This window comes from Streptomyces sp. NPDC048643 (genome assembly GCF_040650615.1).
In the GTDB taxonomy this organism is placed as follows: Bacteria; Actinomycetota; Actinomycetes; order Streptomycetales; family Streptomycetaceae; genus Streptomyces.
The window spans coordinates 40483-56820 of sequence record NZ_JBEZHO010000018.1; the positions used below are offsets into that span (position 1 = coordinate 40483).

At 71.1% G+C, this 16338-nt stretch carries 15 protein-coding genes; all 15 read right to left on the bottom strand.

All coding sequences use genetic code 11. The features are described from left to right. Positions 1-66: 66 nt before the first annotated feature. The 15 genes from AB0C62_RS19640 to pgsA all read right to left on the bottom strand — a co-directional run bounded on the left by AB0C62_RS19640 (position 67) and on the right by pgsA (position 16321). Positions 67-2589, bottom strand: coding sequence for a RelA/SpoT family protein (locus AB0C62_RS19640; protein ID WP_362974934.1), 2523 nt, complete (start codon positions 2587-2589; stop codon positions 67-69). A gap of 271 nt (positions 2590-2860) precedes the next feature. After that, positions 2861-3400 (bottom strand): adenine phosphoribosyltransferase, encoded by a 540-nt coding sequence (locus AB0C62_RS19645; RefSeq protein ID WP_362974769.1) that lies wholly within the window; start codon positions 3398-3400, stop codon positions 2861-2863. Beyond that, positions 3397-4515, bottom strand: coding sequence for a protein translocase subunit SecF (secF, locus tag AB0C62_RS19650; RefSeq protein WP_362974771.1), 1119 nt, complete (start codon positions 4513-4515; stop codon positions 3397-3399). Before secF ends, AB0C62_RS19645 begins: the two co-directional genes overlap by 4 nt. 1 nt (position 4516) lies before the next feature. Further along, positions 4517-6277: a protein translocase subunit SecD gene (gene secD, locus AB0C62_RS19655; protein WP_362974773.1), complete on the bottom strand. Its 1761-nt coding sequence runs from the start codon at positions 6275-6277 to the stop codon at positions 4517-4519. 141 nt (positions 6278-6418) lie between these two features. Further along, positions 6419-6940, bottom strand: a complete 522-nt coding sequence (yajC, locus tag AB0C62_RS19660; protein ID WP_362974775.1) for a preprotein translocase subunit YajC — start codon at positions 6938-6940, stop codon at positions 6419-6421. A gap of 164 nt (positions 6941-7104) precedes the next feature. Next, positions 7105-8175 carry a Holliday junction branch migration DNA helicase RuvB gene (gene ruvB, locus AB0C62_RS19665; RefSeq protein WP_266612132.1) on the bottom strand — a complete coding sequence of 357 codons (1071 nt, stop codon included), beginning with the start codon at positions 8173-8175 and terminating at the stop codon, positions 7105-7107. Between the two features lie 97 nt (positions 8176-8272). Next, positions 8273-8884, bottom strand: coding sequence for a Holliday junction branch migration protein RuvA (gene ruvA / locus AB0C62_RS19670; RefSeq protein ID WP_362974777.1), 612 nt, complete (start codon positions 8882-8884; stop codon positions 8273-8275). Beyond that, positions 8881-9477 (bottom strand): crossover junction endodeoxyribonuclease RuvC, encoded by a 597-nt coding sequence (gene ruvC / locus AB0C62_RS19675; RefSeq protein WP_081223370.1) that lies wholly within the window; start codon positions 9475-9477, stop codon positions 8881-8883. The genes ruvA and ruvC overlap by 4 nt, the downstream gene beginning before the upstream one ends. Positions 9478-9584: 107 nt before the next feature. After that, on the bottom strand, positions 9585-10337 hold the full coding sequence (locus tag AB0C62_RS19680) for a YebC/PmpR family DNA-binding transcriptional regulator (RefSeq protein ID WP_362974779.1): 753 nt from the start codon (positions 10335-10337) through the stop codon (positions 9585-9587). A 75-nt stretch (positions 10338-10412) separates the two neighbouring features. Next, positions 10413-11018 (bottom strand): pyridoxal 5'-phosphate synthase glutaminase subunit PdxT, encoded by a 606-nt coding sequence (pdxT, locus tag AB0C62_RS19685; RefSeq protein ID WP_362974781.1) that lies wholly within the window; start codon positions 11016-11018, stop codon positions 10413-10415. A 6-nt stretch (positions 11019-11024) separates the two neighbouring features. Next, positions 11025-11945, bottom strand: a complete 921-nt coding sequence (pdxS, locus tag AB0C62_RS19690; protein ID WP_362974783.1) for a pyridoxal 5'-phosphate synthase lyase subunit PdxS — start codon at positions 11943-11945, stop codon at positions 11025-11027. A 153-nt stretch (positions 11946-12098) separates the two neighbouring features. After that, the gene (locus AB0C62_RS19695) at positions 12099-12653 is read right to left on the bottom strand and encodes a hypothetical protein (protein ID WP_266612137.1); all 555 of its coding nucleotides are present in this window, start codon (positions 12651-12653) and stop codon (positions 12099-12101) included. A gap of 772 nt (positions 12654-13425) precedes the next feature. Further along, the gene (locus AB0C62_RS19700; protein ID WP_362974785.1) at positions 13426-14586 is read right to left on the bottom strand and encodes a glycosyltransferase family 4 protein; all 1161 of its coding nucleotides are present in this window, start codon (positions 14584-14586) and stop codon (positions 13426-13428) included. Beyond that, complete coding sequence (locus AB0C62_RS19705; RefSeq protein WP_362974787.1) at positions 14583-15602, bottom strand: phosphatidylinositol mannoside acyltransferase; 1020 nt, start codon at positions 15600-15602, stop codon at positions 14583-14585. Before AB0C62_RS19705 ends, AB0C62_RS19700 begins: the two co-directional genes overlap by 4 nt. Continuing rightward, positions 15599-16321, bottom strand: coding sequence for a phosphatidylinositol phosphate synthase (gene pgsA / locus AB0C62_RS19710; protein WP_266619859.1), 723 nt, complete (start codon positions 16319-16321; stop codon positions 15599-15601). The genes AB0C62_RS19705 and pgsA overlap by 4 nt, the downstream gene beginning before the upstream one ends. Positions 16322-16338: the final 17 nt, after the last annotated feature.

The following is a 16338-nucleotide window of genomic DNA, read 5'->3' on the forward strand; positions in this document are numbered from 1 at the left end:
CCCGTACGGTGCGTACGGGAGCCCCTTCGCGTGCTGCCCGCGCCGCCCGGCCGGGCGGCGCGCAGGTCAGGCGTCCGAGGGCCTGCGGGCCGAGGTCACGCGGTACACGTCGTACACGCCCTCCACGCCCCTGACCGCCTTCAGGACGTGCCCCAGGTGCTTGGGGTCGCCCATCTCGAAGGTGAAGCGGGAGGTGGCCACCCGGTCGCGGGAGGTCTGGACGGCCGCCGACAGGATGTTGACGTGCTGGTCGGACAGGACGCGTGTGACGTCCGAGAGGAGACGGGAGCGGTCCAGCGCCTCCACCTGTATGGCGACGAGGAAGACCGAGGACTGGGTGGGCGCCCACTCGACCTCGAGAATGCGCTCCGGCTCACGGGACAGCGAGTCGACGTTGACGCAGTCGCTGCGGTGAACCGATACGCCGCTGCCGCGGGTGACGAAGCCGATGATCGGGTCGCCGGGCACCGGGGTGCAGCACCGGGCGAGCTTGACCCAGACGTCGTCGACGCCCTTGACGACCACACCGGGGTCGTTGTTGCTGCGCCGCTTGCGGCCGCGGCCCCGGGCCGGAGGTACGGACTCGTCGATCTCCTCGGTGGCGGCCTCGTCGCCGCCGAGTGCCTGCACGAGCTTCTGGACGACGCTCTGCGCGGTGACGTGGCCCTCGCCGATCGCGGCGTACAGCGACGAGATGTCGGGGTAGCGCATCTCGTGCGCGAGGGTGACGAGGGAGTCGCCGGTGAAGATGCGCTGGATCGGCAGGTTCTGCTTGCGCATGGCGCGCGCGATGGCGTCCTTGCCGTGCTCGATCGCCTCGTCGCGGCGCTCCTTGGAGAACCACGCGCGGATCTTGTTCCGGGCGCGCGGCGACTTGACGAAGCCGAGCCAGTCGCGGGAGGGACCCGCTCCGGCCGCCTTGGAGGTGAAGACCTCGACCAGGTCGCCGTTGTCCAGGGTCGACTCGAGGGGTACGAGCCGGCCGTTGACCCGCGCTCCTATGGTCCGGTGGCCGACCTCCGTGTGGACCGCGTACGCGAAGTCCACCGGTGTGGCACCGGCCGGGAGCGCTATCACGTCGCCCTTGGGCGTGAAGACGAAGACCTCGTTGCGCGACAGGTCGAAGCGCAGGGACTCCAGGAACTCGCTGGGGTCCTCGGTCTCCTTCTGCCAGTCGAGCAACTGGCGCAGCCACGCCATGTCGTTGACGGTGTCCTGGCCCGCGCTGCCCTTGGCGGCACGGGGCACGTCGGTACGGATCTTGGAGGATCCGGCGACGGTCTCCTGCTTGTACTTCCAGTGCGCCGCGATGCCGTACTCGGCGCGGCGGTGCATGTCGAACGTGCGGATCTGCAGCTCGACGGGCTTGCCGTTCGGACCGATGACCGTCGTGTGCAGCGACTGGTACATGTTGAACTTGGGCATCGCGATGTAGTCCTTGAACCGGCCGGGGACCGGGTTCCATCGCGCGTGCACGGTGCCGAGTGCCGCGTAGCAGTCGCGGACGGTGTCCACGAGGACGCGGATGCCCACCAGGTCGTAGATCTCCGCGAAGTCACGGCCGCGGACGATCATCTTCTGGTAGACGCTGTAGTAGTGCTTCGGGCGGCCGGTGACGGTCGCCTTGATGCGGGCCGCGCGCAGGTCGGACTGGACCTCGTCGGTCACTATGGCGAGGTATTCGTCGCGCTTGGGGGCCCGCTCGGCGACCAGCCGGACGATCTCGTCGTACATCTTGGGGTAGAGGATCGCGAAGGCGAGGTCCTCCAGCTCCCACTTGATGGTGTTCATGCCCAGGCGGTGGGCGAGCGGCGCGTAGATCTCCAGGGTCTCGCGCGCCTTCTTCTCCTGCTTCTCCCGCTTGAGATAGCGCATGGTGCGCATGTTGTGCAGGCGGTCGGCGAGCTTGATGACCAGGACGCGGGGGTCCTTGGCCATGGCGACGACCATCTTGCGCACGGTCTCGGCCTGCGCGGCCTCACCGAACTTCACCTTGTCGAGCTTGGTGACGCCGTCGACGAGCAGGGCGACCTGGTCGCCGAAGTCCCGCTTGAGGGTGTCCAGGCCGTACTCGGTGTCCTCGACGGTGTCGTGCAGGAGACCCGCCATCAGGGTGGCCGGGTCCATGCCCAGCTCGGCGAGGATGGTGGTGACGGCGAGCGGGTGCGTGATGTACGGGTCGCCGCTCTTGCGCTTCTGGCCGCGGTGCCAACGCTCGGCGACCTGGTAGGCGTTCTCGATCTGGCGCAGCGTGGCCGTCTCGATCTTGGGGTCGTTGCTGCGCACCGTCCGCAGCAGCGGCTCCAGAACCGGGTTGTACGGGTTCGAGCGCTGGACGCCGAGCCGGGCCAGGCGGGCGCGGACGCGGTTGGAGGAGCCGCCGGTGCGGGCGCTCTGGCCGGCCGCCGGGCGGACCGCCGGGGTGTTCTCGGTGCGCTCGGGAGGAGCGGGCTTGGGACGTGGCTGCTCGGCCGCCGTGTCGTCCGGTGCGGACTGGGCGTGCTCGACCGGCCCGCTCGCGGCGTTCTCGGCGGGCTTCTCCACAGGACCCGAGACGGGCTCGGGCTTGGTGGAGGCGGTTCCTCCCAGGCGTTCCGCACTGGGGGCGAGTGGCTGGGCCTCGTCTGGCAAGAGGGCTCCTCGTGCGCGTTCCGGGTCCCCCGGTCAGGCTCCGGAAACCCCATGGTAGCGATCCCGGGCGTCGGACTCTCTGCCGGCCGCCGGGACCGCCTCGTACAGCAGGAACGCCGAAGGCGGGCTCCGGATTCCTCCGGGGCCCGCCTCCATGGTGTCCTGCGGGTGTCTCAGGTCTTTCGGCGGGCTTGCCCGGGACTTTCCTCCCGGGACCCGCGAAGGGCGCTCAGATCGTGAGCAGCGCCTCCAGCGGAGCTCCCGCCAGCGCCGGCTCCAGGCGGCCGCGGCCGCCCAGGAAGCCCAGCTCCATGAGCACGGCGACGCCCGCGACCTCGGCGCCCGCCCTGCGGATGAGTTGCAGCGAGGCCTCGGCGGTGCCGCCGGTGGCGAGGACGTCGTCGACGACCAGCACGCGGTCGCCCGCGCTCAGGTCCTCGGCGTGCACCTCGATCTCGGCGGAGCCGTACTCCAGGTCGTACGTCTGGGACAGGGTCGCTCCGGGGAGCTTGCCCGCCTTGCGCACGGGGATGAAGCCGAGCCCGGCGCGCACCGCGACCGGGGCGCCGAGGATGAACCCCCGCGCCTCCAGCCCGACGATCTTGGTGGCACCGGTGCGGGTGGCGACGTCCGCCAGGGCGTCGGTCAGCGCGCCGAACGCGGCCGGGTCGGCCAGGAGCGGGGTGATGTCCTTGAACATCACGCCCGGCTCCGGGTAGTCCGCCACGTCACGGATACGGCTGGAGAGCAGCTCCTCGATACCGGTCATCGGCGCTTCCCCGAGGGACGCCCACGGCCGCGGGTGCGGGACGCGGGCTGGTTGCGGGGACCGACGACCGCGGGTGTCACGTCCTCGGGCTCCTCGTCGTCGTAGGACGACTCGGCGGCCTGCGGCTCCAGGGACTCGCCCTTGGCCGCTGCCTGCGCCCGCTTGGCGAGGACGCGCTTGCGCAGCGCCTTCATCTGCGGCTCGCGCTCCTTGAGGTCGGCGACGAGCGGCGTGGCGATGAAGATCGAGGAGTACGCGCCGGCCGCGAGGCCGACGAACAGCGACAGCGAGATGTCGTTGAGCATGCCCGCGCCGAGCACGCCGCCGCCGATGAACAGCAGGCCGGCGACCGGCAGCAGCGCGACCACCGTGGTGTTGATGGAGCGCACCAGGGTGCTGTTGATCGAGCGGTCGGCGACGTCGCTGTAGGTCCAGCGGGTCTGCTTGGTGATGTCCTTCGTCTGCTCCTTGAGGCTGTCGAACACGACGACCGTGTCGTAGAGCGAGTAACCGAGGATCGTGAGCAGACCGATCACCGTGCCCGGGGTGACCTCGAAGCCCACCAGGGCGTAGATGCCGACCGTGATGGTGATGTCGTGGATCAGGGCGACCAGGGCGGCGATGGCCATGCGCCACTCGAACGCGATGGCCAGGTAGATCACCACGAGGACCATGAAGATCGCCAGGCCCTCCCAGGCCTTGTTGGCGATCTGGTCACCCCAGCTGGGGCCGACCAGGTCGGCGTTGATCTTCTCCGAGTCGACGCCGAGGTCCTTGGCGAGCTGGTCCTTGATCGTGTCCGACTTGTCGGTGTCGATGCCGGCGATCTGGACGCGCAGTCCGCCGTTGCCCAGCTTCTGGACGACCGCGTCGTGACCCGAGGCGTCTTCCGCGAAGGTCTCCGCCTGGCTGACCGAGATGCTGCTCTTCTCGGTGGTGAAGACGGCGCCGCCCTGGAACTCGATGCCCATGTTCAGGCCCCGCACCGTCAGGCCGAGGATGGCCGTGATGGTGATCAGGATCGAGATGCCGTACCAGATCTTGCGCTTACCGACGAAGTCGTAGCCGATCTCGCCGCGGTGGAGCCGGGCGCCGAGGGTGCCGAGTTTCGACATCTCACGCCTCCTTCGTGTCGACGGGGGCGGACGCGCGACGGGTGCGGCGCAGCGGCGGCTTGGCGCCCAGTCGCTTCGGGTCGAGACCGGACCAGGGGTGGCCGCTCGCGAAGAACTTCTTGCGGGCGAGGAGCGTCATCAGCGGCTTCGTGAAGAAGAACACGACGACGACGTCCAGCACGGTGGTCAGACCGAGGGTGAACGCGAAGCCCTGGACCTTGCCGACGGTGACGATGAAGAGCACCGCGGCGGCGAGGAACGACACGAAGTCGGAGACCAGGATGGTGCGCCGGGCGCGCGGCCAGGCACGCTCGACGGCGGGCCGCAGGGTGCGTCCCTCGCGGATCTCGTCCCGGATGCGTTCGAAGAACACGATGAACGAGTCCGCTGTGATACCGATCGCGACGATCGCTCCACAGACGGCCGGAAGGTTCAGCGCGAAGCCGATCGCCGGGCCGAGCAGCGCCATCAGCACGTACGTGAGGACGGCGGAGACGAGCAGCGAGGCGATGGCGATGGCCGACAGACCCCGGTAGTAGATCACCAGGTAGAGGATGACCAGGGCGAGGCCGATGGCGCCGGCGATCAGACCGGCGTGCAGCTGCTCGCCGCCGAGCGCGGCGGTCACCGTGGTGACGCTGGACTCCTTGAAGCTGAGCGGCAGGGCGCCGTACTTCAGCATGTTGGCCAGGTCCTGCGCCTCGGTCTGCGTGAAGCTGCCGGAGATCTCCGCGCTGCCGCTGAGCGACTGGCTGACGGACGGGTCGGAGACGACCTCACCGTCGAGGACGATGGCGAACTGGTTCTGCGGGGGCTGCTGCTGGGCGAGCTTGCCGGTGATGGCGGCGAACTTCTTGGAGCCACCGGACGTGAAGTCCATGGTGACCTTCCAGCCCGCGGCGCTCTGCGTGTCGAAGACCGCGCCGGCCTTCTTGATGTCCGTACCGGCCACCTCGGCCGGGCCGAGCACGTACTTCTGCCACTGGCCCGAGCCGTTCTGGCCACAGGCCACGGTCGGGTCGGCGGGCTTGGCGCCGTCACCGGCCGTGGCGCGGTCGGCCTTGTTCGAGCAGTCGAGCGCGGTGTACTCGGCCTGGAGCTTCGCGGTCGCGGGGTCCACGCTGCCGCTCGGCGTCGGCGTGGGGCTCGACGAGGCGGAGGAGCCGGCCGACGGGCTGGAGTCCGCCTTCAGGGCGTCGGTGACCGCGCGGCCCTGGGAGGTGGCGGTCGCCGAAGGCGTCACGGAGGACGACGAGGACGACGACGGGGACGCGGTCGCCTTGTCCGTGGCCTTGTCGGTGGCCTTGGAGCTGCTCGACGTGCTCGGCGAGGGGGTGGCCGACTTGTCGGCGCCGGAGACCTCGGTGGTCAGCACGGGACGGAAGTAGAGCTTGGCCGTGGTGCCGACCTGCTCACGGGCCTGCTTGGAGTTCGTGCCCTTGGGGATGTTGACAATGATGTTGTCGCGGCCCTGGGTCTGCACCTCGGCCTCGGACACACCGAGACCGTTGACACGGCGGTTCATGATGTCGACCGCGGTGTCCATGTTGGTCTTGTTGATCGCGTTGGGCTGGCCCGGCTCGTTCTTCGCCGTGAGCGTGATGCTCGTGCCGCCTGCGAGGTCGATGCCGAGACGCGGAGTGGTGTGTCCGGAGGCGAACATCCCCCCGGTGAGCGCCGCGATGGCGATCAGGATCAGGACCAGCGCGCGCCCCGGCCTGCTCTGGGCGCTGGCGCTCCGGCCCTTCTTCGGTGCTGCCACCTTCTCGTACTCCCTCTCGGGCCGCCCTGCGCCGGGTGAGCGCGTGGACGGCCATGCCATGGTGTCGGGACTCCGTGCGAGAACAGCACGTCCCGGGAGGTGCGGAGGGCGATCGGGTCGCGCCGCGCTCCCGGGTCGTGACTACTTCGCGTCGGCCTCGCCGTCGGTCTTCTTCGGCTCGCTCGCGTCGACGTCGGCGGCCTGGTCGGCCTTCGCCTCGTTGACCTTGTCGGCGGGCGCGGCGGGCGCGTCCTTCTTGCCGAGGTCGAGGGGCTTGTCGTCGGAGGCGTCGGAAGAGGCGTCGGCGGCGGGCTCGTCGGTCTCGGTGAGGGAGGAGGCGTCGTCGGGCACGTAGCTGCCGTCGGCCTTCAGGTCGTGCTCGATGCCGTGCACGATGCGGTTGTACTCGTCGTCCGTGAGGACGGCGCCGATCGAGTTCTTCGCGAAGAGCAGGTCCACGCCCGGGGCCGCGTCGAGGAGGACGGTCTCCTCGTTGACCTCCTTGACGGTGGCGTACATACCACCGATCGTGCGCACGCCGGAGCCGGGCTGCAGCTCGTTGCGCATGGAAGCCGCCTGCTGCTGCTTCTTCTTGGCCGACCGGGTCATCAGGAACATGGCCCCGATGAGCACGATGAACGGGAGGAGGGTCACGAGACTCACGGGTCGGAACTTCCTTCTTCGACCGCACATGGTGAGCGGCCTGCTGGATGGGGGTATGTATGCCGTCGGCAAGGGCGGCATCGGCGGAGTCTAAGCGAGTCCGCGCTCAGGGAACAACGCTCAGCATGGCACCGGGGTTCCTGGCCCGGCCCCTGTGCGCGCCGTCACGCCCCGAACAGGTCCTGTTGTCCCTTTCCGCCCGCGGACTGGCGCGGTGGGGTGAGGCCGAGATGCGCCCATGCCGCGGGTGTGGCCACCCGGCCACGGGGAGTACGGGCGAGGAGTCCCTCCCGTACGAGGAAGGGCTCGGCGACCTCCTCCACGGTCTCACGCTCCTCCCCCACGGCGACGGCGAGTGTGGACAGGCCGACCGGACCGCCGCCGAACAGCTTGAGGAGCGCCTCGAGGACACCGCGGTCGAGCCGGTCCAGGCCGCGGGCGTCGACCTCGTACACCTTGAGGGCGGCCGCGGCGATCTCCCGGGTGATGACCCCGTCGGCCTTGACCTGCGCGTAGTCGCGCACGCGGCGCAGCAGGCGGTTGGCGATACGGGGCGTGCCGCGGGAACGGCCGGCGATCTCCGCGGCGCCCTCCGTGCCGATCTCCAGGTCGAGGAGGCCCGCGGAGCGGTGGATGACGCGCTCCAGCTCGCCGGGGCCGTAGAACTCCATGTGCGCGGTGAAACCGAAGCGGTCGCGCAGCGGCGGCGGGAGCAGTCCCGCGCGCGTGGTGGCGCCGACCAGGGTGAAGGGAGGCAGCTCCAGGGGGATGGCGGTGGCGCCGGGGCCCTTGCCGACGATGACGTCGACGCGGAAGTCCTCCATCGCCATGTAGAGCATCTCCTCGGCGGGCCGGGACATGCGGTGGATCTCGTCCAGGAACAGGACCTCGCCCTCCTGGAGGGAGGAGAGGATCGCGGCGAGGTCTCCCGCGTGCTGGATGGCGGGGCCGCTGGTGATGCGGATGGGGGCGCCCATCTCGGCCGCGATGATCATGGAGAGGGTGGTCTTGCCCAGCCCGGGGGCGCCGGAGAGGAGCACGTGGTCCGCGGTGGCTCCCCGCGCGCGGGCGGCCCGCAGGACCAGGTCGAGCTGTTCGCGGACCTTCTCCTGTCCGATGAACTCGTCCAGGTCCTTGGGGCGCAGGGCGGCCTCGACGGCCTGGTCCTCGCGGTCGGCGACAGATCCCACCAACCGCTCCGCGGCGGTTTCGTCGGTCGTGTCGTCCCAGTTCATCGGTGGTGCCTCGCGGTCTCGTGGTGGTGGGGCGGTCGGCGGTTCGGCGGACGCTGGTCAGCCCCGCCTCGGCGGCCGGGCAGGGCGGCCCGGGCCCTCAGCGCGCCCGGTTCAGTGTCTGCAGGGCGGCCCGGAGGAGCTGGCCGACCTGCGGGACGCCTTCGGCGGCCTCGGCCTGCGGGGCGACGGCGGAGACCGCCTCGTCGGCCTCGCGGGTCGCGTACCCGAGACCGATGAGCGCGGCGTGCAGCTGCTCGCGCCAGCCGGCGGTGACCGCGGTGCCGATGGCGGGGCCGCCGGGGCCGAGGGGTTCGCCGAGCCGGTCCTTCAGCTCCAGCAGCAGCTTCTGCGCGCCCTTCTTTCCGATGCCCGGGACGGCGACGAGCGCCTTCTCGTCGCCGGTGGAGACGGCACGGCGCAAGGCGTCCGGGCTGTGCACGGCGAGCATCGCCTGGGCCAGGCGCGGACCGACACCGCTCGCGGTCTGGAGCAGCTCGAAGACCTGGCGCTCGTCGTCGTCGACGAAGCCGTAGAGCGTGAGGGAGTCCTCGCGGACGACGAGCGAGGTGGCGAGCTTGGTCTCCCGGCCCATGCGGAGCCCGGACAGCGTGTTGGGCGAGCACTGGACGGCGATGCCGATACCGCCGACCTCGACCACGGCGGAGTCGGGGGCGAGGGCGGCCACCGGGCCGCTGACGAAGGCGATCATGCGGTACGGCCTTTCGAGGCTTGACGTGAGGCGTGCGCGGCGACCGCCTGTTGCAGGCGGTTCTGCGCGACGGCCTGGTGCTGTCCGTTCGTGGCGGCGGCCTGCTGGAGGCGGTTCTTGGCGGGGCCGCGCCAGATGTGGCAGATGGCGAGCGCGAGGGCGTCGGCGGCGTCGGCGGGCTTGGGGGGCGCGTCGAGCCGGAGCAGCCGGGTGACCATCGCGCCGACCTGCGCCTTGTCCGCGCGTCCGCTGCCGGTGACGGCCGCCTTGACCTCGCTCGGGGTGTGCAGGGCGACCGGGATGCCGCGCCGGGCCGCGCAGAGCATCGCCACGGCACTGGCCTGGGCGGTGCCCATCACCGTACGGACGTTGTGCTGGCTGAACACCCGCTCCACGGCGACGAATTCGGGCCGGTACTCGTCGAGCCACTGCTCGATGCCCTGCTCGACGGCGACCAGGCGCAGGCCCAACTCGGCGTCCGCCGGGGTGCGGACGACGCCGACGCCGCACATCGTCAGGGGCCGGCCGGCGACCCCCTCGACCACCCCGACACCGCACCGGGTCAACCCCGGGTCAACCCCCAGCACCCGCACGCCGGCCCCTCCTCGGTTCGCCTGTTCGTGCAGGCTATCGGGTGGCACCGACAAAGCGACGGGCCGACGGGTGTGTGTCCCGTCGGCCCGTCGCTCGGTACGAGCACTCAGACGTCGACCTTCTCCATGACCTCGTCGCTGACGTCGAAGTTGGCGAAGACGTTCTGCACGTCGTCGCTGTCCTCCAGGGCGTCGATCAGCTTGAAGATCTTCCGGGCGCCGTCCTCGTCGAGCTCGACCTGCATGGTCGGGACGAAGTTGGCGTCGGCGGAGTCGTAGTCGATGCCGGCCTCCTGGAGCGCGGTGCGCACCGCGACCAGGTCGGTGGCCTCGGAGAGGACCTCGAAGGTCTCGCCGAGGTCGTTGACCTCTTCGGCACCCGCGTCGAGGACGGCGCCGAGGACGTCGTCCTCGCCCAGCTCGCCCTTGGGGACGATGACGACGCCCTTGCGGTTGAAGAGGTACGAGACGGAGCCCGGGTCGGCCATGTTCCCGCCGTTGCGGGTCATGGCGACGCGGACGTCCGAGGCGGCGCGGTTGCGGTTGTCGGTGAGGCACTCGATCAGCACCGCGACACCGTTCGGGCCGTAACCCTCGTACATGATCGTCTCGTAGTCGGCGCCACCGGCTTCGAGGCCGGCTCCGCGCTTGACGGCGGAGTCGATGTTCTTGTTCGGGACCGAGCTCTTCTTGGCCTTCTGGATGGCGTCGAACAGCGTCGGGTTGCCGGACACGTCCGCGCCACCGGTACGGGCCGCGACTTCGATGTTCTTGATCATCTTCGCGAAGAGCTTGCCGCGCTTGGCGTCGATCACGGCCTTCTTGTGCTTCGTCGTAGCCCATTTAGAGTGGCCGGACATCTGCCTGTCTCCCTCGCGTAACCCAACCTGGACGAACTCCCCCGGGCTTGCGGAGCCTGAGGGGACCCCCAGATCCTACAAGGACGTCGCTGTCCGGTTCGCGCGCACCATGTCGACGAACAGACCGTGCACGCGGTGGTCGCCGGTCAGCTCCGGGTGGAACGACGTGGCGAGCGCGTTGCCCTGGCGGACGGCGACGATGTGGCCCTCGTGCTCGGCCAGCACCTCCGCCTCGGCGCCCACGGACTCGACCCAGGGGGCACGGATGAAGACGCCCTCCACAGGATCGCCCTCGACGCCCCGGACGTCGACCGCTGCCTCGAAGGACTCGTTCTGGCGTCCGAAGGCGTTGCGGCGCACGATCATGTCGATCCCGCCGATGGTCTCCTGGCCCGAGCGCGGGTCGAGGATCTTGTCGGCGAGCATGATCATGCCGGCGCAGGTGCCGTAGACGGGCATGCCGTCCCGCACGCGCGCGCGCAGCGGGTCCATCACTCCGAAGAGGACGGCCAGCTTGGAGATGGTGGTGGACTCGCCGCCGGGAATGACCAGGCCGTCGATCTCCGCGAGCTCCTCGGGGCGCCGCACCGGCCTGGCCACGGCGTCCGCCGCGGCCAGGGCGATGAGGTGCTCCCGTACGTCGCCCTGGAGCGCCAGGACGCCGACAACAGGTGTGTTCATGGGTGACTACCAGCCGCGGTTGGCGTAGCGCTCGGTCTCGGGGAGGGTGTCGCAGTTGATGCCGACCATGGCCTCGCCGAGGTTGCGGGACGCGTCCGCGATGATCTTCGGGTCGTCGAAGAAGGTGGTGGCCTTCACGATGGCGGCGGCGCGCTTGGCCGGGTCGCCGGACTTGAAGATGCCGGACCCGACGAAGACGCCCTCGGCGCCCAGCTGGCGCATGAGCGCGGCGTCGGCGGGGGTGGCGACACCACCGGCGGAGAACAGGACGACCGGGAGCTTGCCGAGCTCGGCGACCTCCTTGACGATCTCGTACGGGGCGCGCAGCTCCTTGGCGGCGGCGTACAGCTCGTTGTTGTCGAAGCCGCGCAGCCTGGCGATCTCGTTCTTGATCTGGCGCAGGTGGCGGACGGCCTCGACGACGTTGCCGGTGCCGGCCTCGCCCTTGGAGCGGATCATGGCCGCGCCCTCGGCGATGCGGCGCAGGGCCTCGCCCAGGTTGGTGGCACCGCAGACGAAGGGGGTCGTGAAGGCCCACTTGTCGGAGTGGTTGACCTCGTCGGCCGGGGTGAGGACCTCGGACTCGTCGATGTAGTCGACGCCGAGGGACTGCAGGACCTGGGCCTCGACGAAGTGGCCGATGCGGGACTTGGCCATCACCGGGATCGAGACCGCTTCGATGATCTCCTCGATCATGTTCGGGTCCGACATACGGGCCACGCCGCCGTCCTTGCGGATGTCGGCGGGGACCCGCTCCAGGGCCATGACGGCCACGGCGCCGGCGTCCTCGGCGATCTTCGCCTGCTCGGCGTTGACCACGTCCATGATCACGCCGCCCTTGAGCTGTTCGGCCATGCCGCGCTTGACGCGGGCGGTGCCGATCGCGGTGTTCTCGGACTGGGCGGTGCTGGGAAGCGTGCTGGACACGGGTGACCTCGCTGGGTGAAAGAGGGTTTGTGCGCTTTCGAGGAAACGCGACGTGACCAGTCCACTGCAAGGGCCAATGAGGAGGCGGTGGATCGTTTTCCCCGCGCCCGGCCTCCTCTCCCGGCTCTCCTCCCGCCGGTCCCGGAGGCGGTTTCAGCTGGTGGGGCGGTCCGCCAGGGCGGTCGGGGGCTCGTCGTCCATCTCGAAGGCCATCGGGAAGGGCGCGTGGCCGGCGAGCCGGAACCAGCGGACCTTGCGGTGGCGGCGCAGGGCACGGGCGGCCCGTACGGCGTCGTTGTGGAAGCGCCGGGCCATCGGCACCCGCCGGACGGCCTGGGCCAGCTCACCTGCGGCCTCCTCGCCGCCGGGCACCTCGCGGACCGCCTCGACCTGCTGGACCTCCCCGAACACCGCCCGGAGCGCCTGGCTCAGTTCGCTCTCGGCCACCTCGCGCTGCTCCTCCTCGGCCTGCCGGGCCGCGTGGGCCGCTTCGTAGAGCACGATCGAGGCGGCCGGGTCGAGCACTCCGGAGGTGGCCAGCTCCTGCGCCACGGAGGCCCGGCGCAGCAACTGCGCGTCGAGGCCGGCACGGGTGGCGTCGATCCGGGCGTGCAGGCGGTCGAGCCGTCCGGCGGTCCAGCTCAGGTAGAGGCCGATCGCGACGAGCGCGACGAGGATCCAGATGAGGGTTGCGGTCACGGGCGGCAAGGCTACCCGTGCGGCCCCTCGGCCCCATCAGGCACCGGGCTCCCCCCTGGCAACATCGGTGCCGGGCCTGCTCGTTGGGGGGCCGGGCGTCGACTGGGCGAAGCACCGGAGGCCCGGTGGGCCCGACGCAGGGGGCCGCAGAGGGCGGGCGCCGGGTGGGCCGACGCCGGGCAGCGGAAGCCAGGGTGGCTGGGGTCCGGGTGCCCGGAACACCCCGTGGGCCGGGCTCCGGTAGGCCGGGCGGGCCAGGCGTCGGAGGCCGATGGGGGGCGGGCGTCGCGGGCGCCGGGTGGCCGGACCCTTGAGGTCCCGGGCGTCCGCTGAGCCGGGCGCCGGGGAAGCCGGGTGGGTCGGACGCCGAGGCCGCGGGGTGGGTCGACGTCGCCCGCACCGGGTGCGCCGGACGCCGGAGCAGCGGGAGCCGGGGGCCGGTACCCGCAATAGCCCGTGAGCCGGGCGTCGTGGAGGCCGGGCGGGCGAGGCGTCGGAGACCCCCGGGTTGGGCCAGGCGTCGATGGTCCCGGGGTTGGCCCAGGCGTCGATGGTGCCGGGTGGGCCGGACGCCAGGGCGCAGCGGGAGCCAGGGCCGGGGGCCGGAACATGCCGTGGGCCGGGCGCCGGAGAAGCTGGGTGGGTCAGGCGTCGGAGGCCGTCGGCTTCAGGGGCCTCAAAGTCCCGCGGACCGCGACGGGTTGCGGGTCGACGGTGGCTGCGGCGCTCCGCGCGGGCGCGCACCCGGAGCCCGGGGGCCTCCGCACCCCGGCTGCCGTGTTCAGTCCCGGGCCATCCCGAACCGGGCGCGCAGGCCCGTGCGTTCGTCCGTGGCGACCGCCGCCGCGCCGTCCGTCACCGTCTCGTAGACGGAGAGGATGTCCGCGCCGACCGTCGACCAGTCGAAGCGCCGCACGTGGGCGCTCCCCCGCTCCCGCAGTTCGGCGCGGCGCGCCGGGTCGGCGAGCAGGCGCAGCGCGGCGGCGGCGAGGGCGTCCGCGTCCTCGTTGGCGAACAGCTCGCCCGCCGCGCCGTGGTCGAGGACCTGGGCGAACGCGTCGAGGTCCGCGGCGAGCACCGGCGCGCCGGCGGACATCGCCTCGACCAGGATGATCCCGAAACTCTCACCGCCGGTGTTGGGCGCGATGTACAGGTCGACGCTGCGCAGGAAGCGGGCCTTGTCCTCGTCGCTGACCATCCCGAGGAACTCGACGCGTGAACGCATCTCGGCGGGCAGCGACTCCACAGCCTCCTTCTCGTCGCCGCGTCCGGCGACCAGGAGCCGCGTCTGCGGCCGCCCGGCGAGGATCTTCGGCAGCGCCTTCATGAGCACCGGCAGGCCCTTGCGGGGCTCGTCGATGCGGCCGATGAAGCCGATCGTGTCGCCCTGCCACTCCGGCTTGGGTTTGGCACGGGCGAAGAAGTCGACGTCGACGCCGTTCGGGATGACGACGGCGTCGCCGCCGAGGTGCTCGACGAGGGTGCGGCGCGCGTACTCGCTCACCGCGATGCGCGCGCTGATCTTCTCCAGGGCGGCCTGGAGGATCGAGTACGCGGCGACCATCGCCCGGGAGCGCGGGTTGGACGTGTGGAAGGTCGCGACGATCGGGCCCTGCGCGGCCCAGCAGGTCAGCAGACCGAGGGACGGCGAGGACGGTTCGTGGATGTGGACCACGTCGAAGGTGCCGTCGTGCAGCCAGCGCCGTACCCGCGCGGCCGACAGGAAACCGAAGTTCAGCCGGGCCACCGAGCCGTTGTACGGCACCGGGACCGCGCGGCCCGCCGAGACGACGTACGGCGGCAGCGGGGTGTCGTCGTCCGAGGGGGCGAGGACGGAGACGTCGTGGCCCAGGCCGATGAGGTGCTCGGCCAGGTCCCGGATGTGGAACTGGACGCCGCCCGGGACGTCCCAGGAGTACGGGCAGACGATGCCGATCCTCACGGGGTCCTCTTCTCGGGAGCCTCGGAAGTCAGGGGCGTTTCGGAGGTCAGGGGGGTCTCGGGAGCCACCGGATGCCCGGGGTTCGCCGATTCCTGCGCGAGGGACTCCCGAGGAGCCTTCCCGGCGTCGAGGTCCTTGAGCCACAGCCGCTGGAGCATGTGCCAGTCCTCCGGGTGCTCGGCGATTCCCGTGGCGAAGGCGTCGGCCATCGCCTGTGTCATGACAGACGTCTTCTCGGCACGGGTGCCTGACACGGGAATCTCGACGGGCGGATGGACCCGGCCCTGCATGACGGTCGAGTCGTCGTACCAGAGCGTCACGGGCAGCAGCGCGGCGCCGGTCTGCTGGGCGAGCAGGGCCGGTCCGGCGGGCATCCGGGTCGCCTCGCCGAAGAACCGCACCTCGACGCCCGACGAGGACAGGTCGCGTTCGGCGACCAGGCAGACCAGTCCGCCGTCGCGCAGCCGCCGGGCGAGCGTGCCGAAGGCGGTGCCGCCGCTGTGCGGCAGGACCTCCATGCCGAGGCCCTCGCGGTAGGCGACGAACCGGTCGTACAGCGACTCGGGCTTGAGGCGCTCGGCGACGGTCGTGAAGGGCGTCTCCAGCTTGGAGGTGACCCAGGCTCCGGCGAGGTCCCAGTTCGCCATGTGCGGCAGGGCGAGGATGACGCCCTTGCCGGCGGCGAGCCCGTCGGTGAGGTGGTGCAGGTCCTTCGGCTCGAAGCCGCCCCGCACCCGGTCCGCGCTCCAGGCGGGGAGCCGGAACGACTCCATCCAGTAGCGCAGGTACGAGCGCATGCCCGCCTTGGAGAGCTCGGCCAGGCGTTCCGGTGTCGCGTCGGGCAGCACGCGCGCGTAGTTGCTCTCCAGGCGCAGCACGCCCTTGCCGCGCCTCTTCCAGGCGAGGTCCGCGATCGTTTGGCCGAGGCGCACGGCGACGGGCTCGGGGAGCTTCTTGACGGTGCTCCAGCCGAGTGCGTAGGCGCCGTCCGCCAGCCGGTCCTGGAGGCTGGTCACGAGGTGGCCTCGCTGTTCGCGGCGGCAGCGGCGGCGTCCGCCTCGGCGGACTCCCGCCGGACGGTGACGACGCGCTGGACCAGCGTGACGAGGCTGCCGACGGCGACGATCCACAGCGCGATGGGCAGCAGCACCTGGATGCCGGGTACGCCGAACGCGTGCAGGCCCGCCAGACCGGCCGCGACCAGGGAGATCACCAGTCGTTCGGCGCGCTCCACGAGACCGTTGACGGCGACCGGCAGGCCGATCGCCTCGCCGCGCGCCTTGGTGTACGACACCACCTGGCCGCTGGCCAGACAGAAGATCGAGACGGCGCACAGGACGTTGTCGTCGCCGCCACCCGCGTACCAGAGGGCGAAGCCGCCGAAGATCGCGCCGTCGGCCACCCGGTCGAGCGTGGAGTCCAGGAAGGCCCCCCAGCGGCTGGAGCGGCCGAGCTGGCGCGCCATGTTCCCGTCGACGAGGTCGGAGAACACGAACAGCGTGATGACGATGGTGCCCCAGAAGAACTCTCCCCGCGGGAAGAAGACCAGTGCGCCCGCCATCACTCCGGCCGTGCCCAGGAAGGTGACCGTGTCGGGGCTTACCCCCCGGCGGATGAGAAACGCGGCGAACGGTGTGAGGACACGCGTGAAGAATGCACGCGCGTACTTGTTCAGCATGGCCTTCCCGAGGGTCGGTGTCGCCGCGCGGCCCCTGCTGGCCACCGGCCGCCCCATCGTAGTCACGCGTGCGC